Origin of the sequence: uncultured Eubacterium sp., from assembly GCF_937958975.1 — a bacterium.
Taxonomy (GTDB): domain Bacteria; phylum Bacillota; class Clostridia; order Lachnospirales; family Lachnospiraceae; genus Eubacterium_G.
In genome coordinates this window covers 17609-30481 of sequence record NZ_CALGRE010000011.1, presented here as the reverse complement: position 1 = coordinate 30481, position 12873 = coordinate 17609, and the positions used below count along the sequence as shown (strand labels likewise).

General features: G+C 35.7%; 14 protein-coding genes. 2 read left to right on the top strand and 12 right to left on the bottom strand.

From position 1 onward, the window contains the following. Positions 1-36: 36 nt before the first annotated feature. The 7 genes from Q5O86_RS01340 to Q5O86_RS01310 all read right to left on the bottom strand — a co-directional run bounded on the left by Q5O86_RS01340 (position 37) and on the right by Q5O86_RS01310 (position 4602). Positions 37-1422, bottom strand: a complete 1386-nt coding sequence (locus Q5O86_RS01340) for a TrpB-like pyridoxal phosphate-dependent enzyme (RefSeq protein ID WP_302625355.1) — start codon at positions 1420-1422, stop codon at positions 37-39. A gap of 56 nt (positions 1423-1478) precedes the next feature. Further along, positions 1479-1619, bottom strand: a complete 141-nt coding sequence (locus Q5O86_RS01335) for a hypothetical protein (RefSeq protein WP_302625354.1) — start codon at positions 1617-1619, stop codon at positions 1479-1481. A 208-nt stretch (positions 1620-1827) separates the two neighbouring features. Continuing rightward, positions 1828-2109: a DUF4160 domain-containing protein gene (locus Q5O86_RS01330; protein WP_302625353.1), complete on the bottom strand. Its 282-nt coding sequence runs from the start codon at positions 2107-2109 to the stop codon at positions 1828-1830. A 1-nt stretch (position 2110) separates the two neighbouring features. After that, a complete protein-coding gene (locus Q5O86_RS01325; RefSeq protein WP_302625352.1) occupies positions 2111-2332 on the bottom strand; it encodes a hypothetical protein in 222 nt (73 codons plus the stop codon). Next, positions 2325-2600 carry a hypothetical protein gene (locus tag Q5O86_RS01320; protein ID WP_302625351.1) on the bottom strand — a complete coding sequence of 92 codons (276 nt, stop codon included), beginning with the start codon at positions 2598-2600 and terminating at the stop codon, positions 2325-2327. Before Q5O86_RS01320 ends, Q5O86_RS01325 begins: the two co-directional genes overlap by 8 nt. 150 nt (positions 2601-2750) lie before the next feature. Next, positions 2751-3569, bottom strand: coding sequence for a TIGR02452 family protein (locus Q5O86_RS01315; protein WP_302625350.1), 819 nt, complete (start codon positions 3567-3569; stop codon positions 2751-2753). Between the two features lie 13 nt (positions 3570-3582). Further along, positions 3583-4602 carry a Fic family protein gene (locus Q5O86_RS01310; RefSeq protein ID WP_302625349.1) on the bottom strand — a complete coding sequence of 340 codons (1020 nt, stop codon included), beginning with the start codon at positions 4600-4602 and terminating at the stop codon, positions 3583-3585. A gap of 184 nt (positions 4603-4786) precedes the next feature. On the opposite strand from Q5O86_RS01310, the gene Q5O86_RS01305 reads away from it, so the two are divergent. Beyond that, positions 4787-5638: a polysaccharide deacetylase family protein gene (locus Q5O86_RS01305; RefSeq protein WP_302625348.1), complete on the top strand. Its 852-nt coding sequence runs from the start codon at positions 4787-4789 to the stop codon at positions 5636-5638. A gap of 140 nt (positions 5639-5778) precedes the next feature. Continuing rightward, the gene (locus tag Q5O86_RS01300) at positions 5779-6459 is read left to right on the top strand and encodes a TIGR00266 family protein (RefSeq protein ID WP_302625347.1); all 681 of its coding nucleotides are present in this window, start codon (positions 5779-5781) and stop codon (positions 6457-6459) included. 87 nt (positions 6460-6546) lie between these two features. On the opposite strand, the gene Q5O86_RS01295 is transcribed toward Q5O86_RS01300, so the two are convergent. The 5 genes from Q5O86_RS01295 to Q5O86_RS01275 all read right to left on the bottom strand — a co-directional run bounded on the left by Q5O86_RS01295 (position 6547) and on the right by Q5O86_RS01275 (position 12869). Next, complete coding sequence (locus Q5O86_RS01295) at positions 6547-7410, bottom strand: DUF362 domain-containing protein (RefSeq protein ID WP_302625346.1); 864 nt, start codon at positions 7408-7410, stop codon at positions 6547-6549. A gap of 96 nt (positions 7411-7506) precedes the next feature. Then, positions 7507-8895 carry a hypothetical protein gene (locus tag Q5O86_RS01290; protein WP_302625345.1) on the bottom strand — a complete coding sequence of 463 codons (1389 nt, stop codon included), beginning with the start codon at positions 8893-8895 and terminating at the stop codon, positions 7507-7509. A 119-nt stretch (positions 8896-9014) separates the two neighbouring features. Next, entirely contained in the window at positions 9015-9521 is a 507-nt protein-coding gene (locus Q5O86_RS01285; protein WP_368074717.1) for a flavin reductase family protein, read from the bottom strand. Positions 9522-9655: 134 nt separating this feature from the next. Continuing rightward, positions 9656-11404, bottom strand: coding sequence for a Na/Pi cotransporter family protein (locus Q5O86_RS01280; protein ID WP_302625344.1), 1749 nt, complete (start codon positions 11402-11404; stop codon positions 9656-9658). A 112-nt stretch (positions 11405-11516) separates the two neighbouring features. Then, complete coding sequence (locus Q5O86_RS01275) at positions 11517-12869, bottom strand: cell wall metabolism sensor histidine kinase WalK (RefSeq protein WP_302625343.1); 1353 nt, start codon at positions 12867-12869, stop codon at positions 11517-11519. Between the last annotated feature and the right edge of the window lie 4 nt (positions 12870-12873).

Sequence of the window (12873 nt, the reverse complement as noted above, 5' to 3'; positions counted from 1 at the left end):
TTATTCACCTGCGCATTTTCTATACGAAATCTGTATTTACCGGTTTAATTCCGGAATATTTGGTACAGTTGCAAATCCCTTTTCTAAATCCTCATCTGTCGGAATATAGTCACTCATCACACCATCATTAAATTTCTCATATGCGACCATATCAAAATATCCTGTTCCTGTAAGTCCAAAGACAATTGTTTTTTCTTCACCTGTCTCTTTACATTTAAGAGCTTCATCCATTGCTACCTTGATTGCATGACTGCTTTCCGGCGCCGGAAGAATCCCCTCTACTCTTGCAAATTTTGTAGCAGCTTCAAATACTTCTGTCTGCTCTACCGAAGTAGCTTCCATAAGTCCATCATCATACAACTGTGATAATATAGAGCTCATTCCATGATATCTCAAACCACCTGCATGGTTTGCTGATGGAATAAACCCATTGCCCAATGTATACATCTTTGCCAGTGGACAAACCATTCCGGTATCACAAAAATCGTAAACATATTTTCCACGGGTCAGGCTCGGACAGGATGCCGGCTCTACTGCAATAATTCTGTAATCTTTCTCACCCCTTAACTTTTCACCCATAAATGGTGAAATAAGTCCACCAAGATTAGAACCTCCTCCGGCACAACCAATAATAATATCCGGTGTTATATCATATTTATCCAATGCTGTCTTTGTTTCTAAACCAATCACTGTTTGATGTAAGAGTACCTGCGATAACACGGAACCCAACACATAACGATATCCTTCCTGTGTTGTAGCAGCCTCAACCGCCTCAGATATAGCACAGCCCAAACTTCCTGTTGTCCCTGGAAATTCTTTTAAAATCTTTCTTCCTACCTGTGTTTTTTCTGATGGAGAAGGTGTCACTGACGCACCATATGTTCTCATAACTTCACGTCTAAATGGCTTCTGCTCATAAGATACTTTTACCATATATACCTGACAATCTAAATCAAAGTATGAACATGCCATAGATAGAGCGGTTCCCCACTGTCCTGCTCCGGTTTCTGTGGTCACACCTTTTAATCCCTGCTTCTTTGCGTAATATGCCTGGGCAATCGCTGAGTTAAGCTTATGACTTCCCGATGTGTTATTCCCCTCAAACTTATAGTAAATTTTTGCAGGTGTGTCTAGTTCCTTCTCAAGAAAATATGCTCTCACTAAAGGCGCCGGTCTATACATTTTGTAGAAACTTTGTATTTCCTCCGGAATATCAAAATACGGTGTTGTGTCATCCAGTTCCTGCTTTATCAATTCATCGCAAAAAACCGGTCTTAAATCCTCAAATCCCATCGGCTGCAACGTGGCCGGATTTAACAGCGGCGCCGGTTTATTCTTCATATCAGCACGCACATTATACCACTGTTTTGGCAGTTCACTTTCCTCCAAATAAATTTTGTACGGAATTTTCTTCTCTGTCATAAAAATATATCCTCCTTGTCTTCGTTCTTATTACTATTTAATATAATAACATTTTTTTATTCTGCGTAAAGAAAAAACTTATCACTTTTTTTTGGAATCAGCATTGTCATTGTTCCCACAACAATCATAAGAAGCCCCATAACCGCCTTTTTTGACAAGCGTTCCTGAAATACAATAATTGTTGCACTTTGTTTCATATCTGTTTCTGCATTCTATTTTAGTATATGTAAAAAATATATTCAAACCAATTAATCAAAATTTTCATCATACACTATAACAAGAACTTCCAAGCTACAATATGCAGACTGATAAGAAACAATTTGTGCTATGTTTTGATGCAGCACGGGATAATGTAAGAATGCGCAAGTAGAACTTTCCCACTTGCGCATTTATTTTATAATATTTTTATTTATCTCCATAAAATCCTTCATCACTATATGATGCCCATTTAAGATACATTTCACGATAGTTTTCTTTTATAAACTCCTGAATTTTTCTTAATTCTCTATCATTTAACAAACCTCTATTTTGAACGACTGCTTCTCCATCATCCTTAACAAAGAACTTTGCTGAACCAGCCTCTGTCAATTTACAATCACTTGCATGAACATGCATACATTCTATAACACAAAATGATGTAAAATATAAATAATATCCGGCAACTTTATATTCATAATATTTTGGCATACTACTCCTCCATAAATTTCAAATTACGTGCAAGATACTCAGATACAATTTTTATCTCTATATCATCCATATTAGTTTCAATTATTTCGCCAGTAGCTGTTGCTACTGCTGCCTTATCAGGACGATTTAAATTTAAAATTTTATATTTTCCGTCACTAGAAGTAAATGCATAACCATTTACAATAACATCTGCTGTATCTGCAACTTTTTTAACATCAATCATATACAATCCTCACTTTCTTAATCGGTTCCAAAAATTCTTCCGGTTCCATATATAAATCTTTCAAAATAGGAACCAAATCTATATATTCTTCTTCATCTCGGATATTATGCCTATATTTAGCCATTACTACAATATATCCCCTATCCCATTCTTTTATCTCTGTGTATTTTTCAAGAGAATACGGAGCTTTAAAACGAATCACATAATTCTCAAAAGAAAAAATAGTAAATCTTTCATCACTACTTAATAAAGCTTCTGAATTATTCATTGTTTTCCTCCTCTCATTTTCACAATCTATTTTACATTTTCATTATACACTATTTTATAGCAAATAAGTAAAAATTAAATAAATATTTTATTTTCAATATTTTTCCCAAAAGTTAATAATTTGAATATGACTACATATGAATAAGAAAGCCTATACATAAATTCTTTTGAACGCTTGATAATTCCTATCATCTCTCGGAGGACAATAAACTGCAAACTCCACTGTCTTAAAGTCATATTTGTATTCTTCCATAAGTTCACTGTAAGCCTCTGCTACAATCTCTGGAGGATTGCGAAATGCTCCACATCCAAACGCACCAAGGATTACAACTTCATTTCCATTTGCTTTGACAACATCAAGAATACGTCTGCCCCTTTTTAGATGAAGTTCCTTTATTTCTTTTTTATCTATTGTAACCTTTCCTTCATAATTTCCGAAATACGCTCTTAAGTTCGGTGCTGCGCAGGTTATGATATTTACATGATACCAATCCTCTTCTTTCATCGTTTCAGGTCTGGCACCGTCTGTTTTAAATACTGTCACATCCGGTGTATAGATACAGTCATCATTATATAAATAATTTTTTGCCTTTCTATGTGGTATGTAAAACTCCTTCATAAATCTATCTATTTTTAGATTTGCATATAAGGTTGAACACCTGCAAAAACATTCTTCCTGCGCACCGGAGCCTCTTGTCACTCCGCCTCCCGGATTTGTTGCAGAAGCGAAATTCAGCACACATATCTTCTGTTCTTTATAATTCATTGCAGCTTCAAAACTTCTCTTTTTTGACACCACGATTTCCATAGGTTTTTCATATTTTTTGTTATTGTCTTTTCGTACAATATCCTTTTCCAAAATTAATTGCTGTTTCTCTCTGGAATTTTTAACGGATTCCATTAACTTCGGATTACTGTTGTACATTTTTCTAGTATCTTCAAATATTAATACGTTATCTTCTCTATTCATAGACTATCGCCTCTCATTCCCTTTTACAGTGTAAACGTTTATATTTTTGGTTCCGACTGTTTGGTTTTTCCGGAATTGTCCGCTCTATCACGCCCTGTTCCAACGCAGGATTTAAATAATTCTTTCGAAATGTCGGTCTATGTAATAAATTCATTCGTCCCATTATCTCTGTAGCTGATAATGTTTCATTGCCAATTGCATCTAAAAGTTTTCGAATCGAATCGGTATCTTGGTCGTTTACTTGGTCGTTATCTTGGTCGGTCGTGCGACCAACAACTGTAATTTCCTTTAAACTATCCCGGATTATCTCTAACATCAATTCCACAAAGACAGCGCTGTCACCGCTTTTGTCAGCCTCTCCCAGTGTATTATAATATTCTTCCTGACGTGACTGAATCAATTCCTCAATTGGAAGCCAATAAAACAACTCTTTCCATTTCCCAAGTAACAGACTATGCCACATTCTCCCTATCCGACCATTTCCATCGGCAAATGGATGAATAAACTCAAATTCGTAATGAAATATCGCACTTTTTATTAACGGGTGCATTGGGGAATCCTGATACCATCCAATCAAATCTTTAATTTGTCCTGAAACAAATTTAGCCGGAGGTGCCATATGTATAAGAATGTCTCCGTTGAATACTCCGACTCCGCCGGAACGGAATTTTCCATTTTCAGCCACTAATCCGTTCATCATCAGATGATGTGCTTTCAATAAATCCTCAACAGACATCGGGTTCAAACGCACCATCATCTCATATGCTTCATACGCATTCTGTACTTCCCTGATTTCATTTGGATTTCCCAGCACTCTCTTTCCATCCAATATTGCTGTAACCTGTTCCAGTGACAGAGAATTATGTTCAATTGCCAATGACGAATGAATCGTCCGAATTCTATTTTCCCGACGTAAATGCGGACTGATTGTACCTTCCTGTAAAACAGTGATTCTTCCTACCTGCTCGCTAATTTCTGCTACCAGATAAGTAATATAATCTGTCATACCAAATGGCGGCTTATAATTATTCACTCAAAATACCTCCATACTTGTGTTTTATTTCATATTTACTCTTAAATCCTATTTTAATATATGTAAAAAATATATTCAAATTAATTCATAAAAATATGTAATTGTCTAAATGTCACGGTTTGTCTCTTTTCATGAAATCAGAATTTTCATCATACACTATAACAAGCACTTTTAGGAGACGCCTATGGCAAATCCAGAGCAAACAAGTTTACTTAAAAGGAGCATTTTATGGTTATGCGTATTGCTGGCTGTAGTTGGTCTTACATATTATTATGAGGAAAACTTATTTAAAAACGGCTGGCAGGCATTAACCGCTTCCACATCTACTAAAGAACTGCCAATCTACAACGTGCAGACTGATAAGAAACAGGTCGCACTAAGTTTTGACGCAGCATGGGGGAATGAAGACACTCAAAAAATTCTTGACACATTAAAAAAGTACAAAATTAATGTAACTTTTTTTATGACTGGCGGCTGGGTTGAAAAATATCCTGATGATGTAAAAGCAATTAATGAGGCTGGACACGACCTTGGAAATCATAGTGAAAATCACAAGCATATGCCACAATTAAGCACAACTGAAATGGCAGACGAGTTAAATAAGGTGACTGAAAAAGTAAAGGCTCTCACAGGTGTTACCATGCATCTTTTCCGTCCACCATACGGTGATTATGACAATAACCTTATTATTCAGGCTAAATCATGTGGCTACTATACAATTCAATGGAACGTGGATAGTCTGGACTGGAAAAACTATGGCGTAGATGCTATCGTAAATACAGTCCTAAATCATAAAGATTTAAAGAATGGCTCAATTATCCTTATGCACAACGGTGCAAAATACACTGCCGAAGCGCTTCCAAAAGTCATTGAAGGATTGCAGGAAAAGGGATATACCATTGTTCCAATTTCAAAACTGATTTATAAAGACAATTACCATATGGAACATGATGGCAGTCAGGTAAGTGATAAACAGGCGGAAAGTGTTTCAAACCGGCAAAACGATAACAAATCTCCCTCAAAAAAGAAAGACTAATTTTCAAATTTATAGTATAATAGAAAATATGTTAGGTAGATAAAAATAGAATAAATATGATATAATTTAAACACATGATTTTATTAAAAATACTCATGTGCGCATAAAAATTAAGTATTTACAAAGGAGGCAATTACAAAATGAAATATTCAATTCAAGGTGAAACATTACCGGTAGTTATGTGTGAATTAGAAGCCGGTGAAAAAATTATTACAGAAGGAGGAGGCATGGCTTGGATGTCTCCAAACATGAAAATGGAAACAACCGGCGGCGGTATTGGCAAAATGTTTGGAAGAGCATTATCCGGTGATACTATTTTTCAAAATATTTATACTGCTGTGGGTGGCGCTGGTATGATATCCATTGCTTCCAGTTTTCCGGGTTCTATCAAGGCCTTTGAAATCACTCCCGGCAATGCAATGATAATGCAAAAATCAGCCTTTTTAGCTTCTGAATCCGGCGTAGAATTATCTATGCATTTTAGAAAAAAATTGGGTTCCGGATTATTTGGTGGTGAAGGATTTATTATGCAGAAAATTTCCGGACACGGACTGGCATTTGCTGAATTTGATGGGCACGTTATTGAACATGAATTAAGACCCGGCGAGCAGATAATTATTGATACAGGACATCTCGCTGCCATGACAGAAAGCTGTCAAATGGATATTCAGACAGTACCCGGCTTAAAGAATAAATTTCTTGGTGGAGAAGGACTATTTAATACCGTCGTAACCGGTCCTGGAAAGGTATGGTTACAGACAATGCCAATTTCTAACGTGGCTGGTGCATTAATTCCTTACATACCATCATCCAATAGTTAAATAACAAAAAATTTCCGCGAGGCGCAGATTTGCATGCTAAGCATGTACACTGCATCCCTCGCGGATTATAATTTCATTTCTTATTGGCTATACTTCTACAAGTTCATACTCTCTGATTCCATAACCAAGTTCTGCTGCTGCTTCAATCGTATGCACTCCGTTCCTGCTCTCGATTCTCTCTATCAGATGACCCTTTCCCGAATCATCAGCTTTATAAACCAAATCAATACACGCCTGGTCAATCGCAATCGGGTCAAGTGATACCAATATTCCGATATCCTGCATACATGGGTCTTCTGCCACTGCACAACAGTCACAATCTACTGACATATTTTTCATAACATTTACATAAACCACATTTCCGTTGAAATAGTCAACAACGGAACCTGCCGCATCCGCCATCGACTCTAAAAATGAATCATGGTCGGCTATCCACATTTCATCCGGTTTACCTGCACCATGAATATAAGCCTTTCCATAAGAGGAAGCCACACCAATAGATAACTGCTTTATTGCTCCGCCGTATCCTCCCATCGGATGTCCTTTAAAATGCGACAACACTAGCATCGAATCATAATCTGCTAACGTCTTGCCTACATAATTTTTCTTAATAACTTTTCCATTTGGAATTTCTAACTCCATATCCGGACCTTCTGCATCCATAAGGTCAACATCAAAATACTCATCCCATCCATGTTTTTTAATTGTTCGGAAATGTTTTTCTGTTGTGTTTCTCTCACCATCATACGCAGTATTACATTCCACAACCGTACCGCCCACATAGTCAATCACAGGCTTCCAAAAATCCGGTCTTAAAAAGTTCTGGTTTCCAACCTCACCGGAGTGGAGTTTGACAGCTACCTTTCCATCCAACTGTTTTCCACACATTTTATAAAGTTCTAACACTTTTCCCGGTGTTATTTCTCTTGTAAAATACACTTTCTCTGCCATAATATTCCTCCATTCTTTTGATACTCTTAGTCTAAACCATTTTATCATGTTTTACCAATACCTATTAGGAATAACGATAAATACTTACCGAGCATACTATTCTATATCTCTGTCTGAGTCTGCCACAATAATATGTTTCCCTTTCTCCCCCAAATACGGTAAAACATATTTTTCAATGTCATGATTTGCTTTATTTTCATTAAAAACTGTAACCGAGTCCAAATCAAGTTTCCTTCCGTCATGCATTACCAATACATAAGAACTTCGTTTAATATACTCGTCCCAATCATTATATCTTCCCTTAATCCAATACACTTTTTCTACTTCTTCGTATAGATACTCGTCATACTGAATCTCAAGAAAATGTTCCATCTTATTCTCATATAATCTGTCTTCATATACAATCAATGGTGGAACACTAAGCAGCGAATTAGCTCCCACTACCAGAATACAAATTATCCAGATAAAAATTTTCATCCATTTTCTCTGTTTATCAGTCACCAATATTTCGTCAAAATCCACCTTCTCTTTTTTATGCCTTAACTTATATATTTTCCCTTTATAGAACAGGCTCGTTAAAATAGTCGGTAAAAGTGCAAATAAAAAATTAAAATACCATTCGATTTCAGATACATAAACTGCATTTTTTCCTGCAATTCCTATAATTATTTTTGCCGTTCCCCAAAATAAACCTGCCCAAATAATATAAAAAACAATTAAAACATCTATCATTCCCATTGGAGTCTCTGTCCTCTTTGCCTTCCGATAGGAATAACAATTTATAGGAATCGCCTCAAAAGTTGTATCGGATTCTATTTTACCAATAAAATCATACAGTAATTTCTCGTATAAAATATATTTTCCTTTATGAATCTTTTTCCGATAAATTTTCTTAGCTTTCTCATATCTTCCCTGAAGAAAACACTGATATGCCGGTTCATTTGTAAGTCTCCACACCAGATTTTTTTCATATTCATTTATGCACCAGTTTAACATTCCTTCATCTTCAACAGTCATTTTCATCTTTTCATCATTCATCTTGAACAAATTCTGAATGTCTGTTAATCTTTTATTTTCTAACTCATTTAGAAAATCCGTATCTTCCATTGCATTGCCCAATAACGGCATATACTCATCCAAAATAGCAGTCAGCTGACAAAAGCATGCCTCCAGCCTTTCTTCATTTTCAATATAGGGAAACACGCAGCACCGCAAATCATTTCTGTTTATTGCTGTGACAATTTCACACAAATTATATGGGTTCCCAAAGTTCTTTACAGGATAAACCATACAATATAATGTGCTGGCAGGCAAACTGATTTTATCCTTCAACGAATATATAAATACTATTTCAAATCTTTTCAACACAATATGCTGCCAATAAAATTTACCATTCTCAAATCCTATATTTTCTATGGACGATTTTTCTTCTGCATACTTATCAATCTTTTTTCTTAAAATTTCTTTTATATCTTTTGCTTTCATAATTAATTTTCCTGCACGCTGGGCGAACAACCGCTCACCCCTTAAAACTAAAATCTTATAGAACAAAACAAGGAACAAACTCATTTTCAGATTTGTCCCTTGGCTCTCACAATATTAATCTATTCCTCCGCAATATATGTCGGTGCATTTTTAGGACTTTTTCCTTTGACTACATTATGATAATAAGCATATGTCATCGGTGTACGTCCATTTCCTTTGATATCTCCCTCAATCACTTCTCCTAAAAATACGGTATGACTTGAAGTTTCCATCGTATCAATAACTTTACACACCAAATACCCACAGGTATCATTTAATATCGGTGTTTCCTCCACAATACTAAAATCTACATCCTGAAATTTATTTGTATCCCTTCCCGAGAAAAATCCAAACTTTCCAATAAGCATTGGGTCTGAATCCTCCGCAATAATAGATATCGCAAACTTTCCAAACTCCTTTATACATTGATTCGTATAATTATCATGATTGATACTCACTGCAACCGTAGCAGGAGACGCTGTAATCTGTACTGCCGAGTTAGCTGTACAACCTGTAGCACGCCCATTATCCATTGTGGAAACCACGTACACGCCATACGATAAATTTCTAAATACGTCTGTATTCATAAACTCCTCCTCCCTTTTCCACTTTATTTTGTTTTATTTTACCACAAAAATAACCCAATCAACAACCTAATATTATTATTCACCAACCCAATTAAAAATATTTTCATATTATTACAATTGTTACTACATCTCCTTTATTCCAACTTAAACTTTTCCAACTTGCTCTGATATATCTTATAAAATCTGCTTCCCGGCATTTTATCAATTTCTTTGGTATATGCATGAAGTCCTAAGCTTCCATGTGCAATCTCCTCCACGCATCCTGCGATATTAGAACAATGATCTGAAATGCGCTCCAAAGCAGTAATAATGTCAGTCATAATAAATCCCTGTTCAATCGTACATTTTCCATTTTTCAATCTGTCAATATGTCTCTTTTTCAACTCATATTTCAATTTATCAATAACATGCTCCATTGCCTCAACTGATAACGCTGCCCTCATATCATCCTGTGAAAACGCAAGTTTTGTCTCTTCTAAAATTTCACTGACTGCATCAATGAGAATTTGAATCTCCTCCGTTGCCTTGTCTGAAAATTTTAATTTTTTCTCTGTAATCTCTTCCGCAGATTTCGCTATTCCAACCGAATGGTCCGAAATTCTCTCAATATCACCTATAATATGCAACAGTTCCGTAACGACTCTGCTGTCCTGTTCACTCAGATTCTGCCTGCTCACATGTACTAAATAAGTCCCTAATTTATCCTCATATTTATCCACTTCTTTTTCCGCATCCATAATTTTTTCTAAATTTTTTTCGCTGTATAATCCAATTAACTTACATGCGCTTTCAACTCCCTGTATCGTCTTATCAATCATCACAATTACCTGTCTCTTACACTGTTCTATTGCAATGGTTGGCGTTGCCATCAGTCTCTCATCGACTAGCTGCATAGAATCTCCTACCTTTGATTCTCTCACAATACAGCAGGCCAATTTTTCTAATTGGTTTGCAAACGGAAATAACAACACCGTACATAAAACATTAAATATAGTATGAATCACCGCTATTCCCAATAAATTTGCGCTTTCATTAATAAACGTTAAATCGACAATAGCATTGACGATACAAAATATTGTAAGCCAGACGGTAGTTCCGATGATATTAAATGCCAGATGTACCACTGCGGTTCTTTTTGCATTTTTATTCGCACCGACAGATGAAATCATTGCTGTAACACACGTTCCAATATTCTGTCCCATAATGATAGGAATTGCACTTCCATAGCTCACTGCTCCGGTAGAGGCCAATGCCTGAAGAATACCGACCGATGCGGAAGAGCTCTGAATTACAGCCGTTAAAACTGCCCCTGCAAGTACACCTAAAACAGGATTACTGAACATTGTTAAAATATTTTGAAACTCCGGCACATCTCTTAGAGGACTCACAGCATCTGACATTGCCTCCATACCAAACATTAAAACTGCAAATCCGAGTAAAATCATTCCCGTATCAGCACTTTTTGTATTTTTTTTCCTCATAACGAGAACAATCCCAATCAGCGCCAATATTGGTGTAAAAGATGAAGGTTTTAACAGACTAACTAATATATTACTACTTTCAATCCCTGACAAACTCAATATCCATGATGTAATCGTAGTTCCTACATTAGCTCCCATAATAATACTGATAGCCTGCTTTAAATTCATAATTCCGGAATTTACAAAACCGACTACCATAACCGTTGTCGCAGACGAACTTTGTATAATCGCAGTTACTCCTACTCCGAGCAGAAAGCCCTTCCATCTGCTGGACGTAAGCTTTTCCAAAATTCCTTTTAATTGATTTCCGGCTCTTTTTTCGAGGTACTCTCCCATCACATTCATTCCAAATAGAAATAACGCTAATCCGCCTATTAAAGATAAAATATTAAATATATCCATTTTTTCCTCCTGTTTTTTCCTTCTTTTGGTTTCTTCGACTTTATACTATAGGCAGTGTGTAAATTGTAATTATTTTGAATGTTAAATCTACGTTAAATATTTATAATTCATGTTAAAAAACTAATGTCATAACTGTTCCAACATTATACTCACTCTCCACAAATACTTTTGCATTATGAAAGTTTGCTCCATGTTTCACAATAGAAAGCCCCAATCCGGTTCCACCAATTTCTTTGGAATGACTTTTATCTACTCTATAAAATCGTTCAAAAATTCTTCCTATATCATCTTTGGGTATTCCCAGTCCGGTATCCTCCACTGATAAATGTATGCCCTCCTCACTGCTGTAAATATTTACATTTACCCTTCCTCCATCTCTGTTATACTTTATTGCATTATCTATAATGTTAAAAATCATCTCCTCAATAATCTGCTCTGCACCTGTAATAATCAAATGGCTGCCCGATAGGTTCATAGATACATTTTTCTTATCTGCTGCCGATTCTAAGTGTGCCATAACTGCCTGACTGGTCTCATATAAATTAATCGGCTCAAACTTTACTGTAATATCATTCCCATCCAGTTGGGACAATTTTATAATATCCCCTACTAAAATAATCAGCCTCTGAGCCTCATCATGAATTTTTCCCGCAAACCTAACAATATCCTCTTCCTTTACCAATCCATTTTGAATAATTTCAGCGAACCCTGAGATAGATGTTAACGGTGTTTTTAATTCATGGGAAACATTTGCCGTAAAATCCCTTCTCATATCATTCTGCTTCTTGTGCTCACAGTTTAATTCTTCAATTTGTTTTTCTATCTGCCTGTTTTGTTTCATTATCTTATCTAATAAAGGTTGTATTTCTTCATATGCCTGGCTTTTTTCAGGATAACTGAGATTAATTCCATTTATGGGTCTCGTTATTGCCCTCGAAACTCTTAATGATAAATATCCTGATATTATGATTGCAATACTCATGACAGCCATCATTGACGCAAACGTATTCAGCAACACTGACCAAATTGACGACATCGTATCAGACAATCTTAATACTTTTCCATCATTCAAAAGCTGTGCAACATTTATTGTCTTCTTTGATATGGTATCCGAATATCTCTCAGAATATCCATATCCCTGCTTTCTTGCCTCTATAATTTCTTTTCTTTTATTGTGGTTTTCCATTTTTTGTGTATTTTCTATATTGTCAAATAGAACTTTTCCATCTGTATCCACTAATGTTATTCTATGTTTTATATCGAATGATTGTAAAAAAGCCACACCATTCAGTTTTAAACCGTTGGCAGTGGCTGATAATTCATTCTTTAATGCAATCATATTCTGTTTAGAAAAATTTTTATAGACAATCACTACTGCTAAGACAGTTGTAACAACAATTACAACAGATGATATAATAAACATATTCAGAAAAATTCTCTTACTCATTTTCTTTTTTCTTGTCATAGTT

Bases quoted from the DNA above. Each gene is read 5' to 3' on its own strand.
- Q5O86_RS01340 (WP_302625355.1), bottom strand. From the start codon at position 1,422: ATGACAGAGAAGAAAATTCCGTACAAAATTTATTTGGAGGAAAGTGAA.
- Q5O86_RS01335 (WP_302625354.1), bottom strand. From the start codon at position 1,619: ATGAAACAAAGTGCAACAATTATTGTATTTCAGGAACGCTTGTCAAAA.
- Q5O86_RS01330 (WP_302625353.1), bottom strand. From the start codon at position 2,109: ATGCCAAAATATTATGAATATAAAGTTGCCGGATATTATTTATATTTT.
- Q5O86_RS01325 (WP_302625352.1), bottom strand. From the start codon at position 2,332: ATGATTGATGTTAAAAAAGTTGCAGATACAGCAGATGTTATTGTAAAT.
- Q5O86_RS01320 (WP_302625351.1), bottom strand. From the start codon at position 2,600: ATGAATAATTCAGAAGCTTTATTAAGTAGTGATGAAAGATTTACTATT.
- Q5O86_RS01315 (WP_302625350.1), bottom strand. From the start codon at position 3,569: ATGAATAGAGAAGATAACGTATTAATATTTGAAGATACTAGAAAAATG.
- Q5O86_RS01305 (WP_302625348.1), top strand. From the start codon at position 4,787: ATGGCAAATCCAGAGCAAACAAGTTTACTTAAAAGGAGCATTTTATGG.
- Q5O86_RS01300 (WP_302625347.1), top strand. From the start codon at position 5,779: ATGAAATATTCAATTCAAGGTGAAACATTACCGGTAGTTATGTGTGAA.
- Q5O86_RS01295 (WP_302625346.1), bottom strand. From the start codon at position 7,410: ATGGCAGAGAAAGTGTATTTTACAAGAGAAATAACACCGGGAAAAGTG.
- Q5O86_RS01290 (WP_302625345.1), bottom strand. From the start codon at position 8,895: ATGAAAGCAAAAGATATAAAAGAAATTTTAAGAAAAAAGATTGATAAG.
- Q5O86_RS01285 (WP_368074717.1), bottom strand. From the start codon at position 9,521: ATGAATACAGACGTATTTAGAAATTTATCGTATGGCGTGTACGTGGTT.
- Q5O86_RS01280 (WP_302625344.1), bottom strand. From the start codon at position 11,404: ATGGATATATTTAATATTTTATCTTTAATAGGCGGATTAGCGTTATTT.
- Q5O86_RS01275 (WP_302625343.1), bottom strand. From the start codon at position 12,869: ATGACAAGAAAAAAGAAAATGAGTAAGAGAATTTTTCTGAATATGTTT.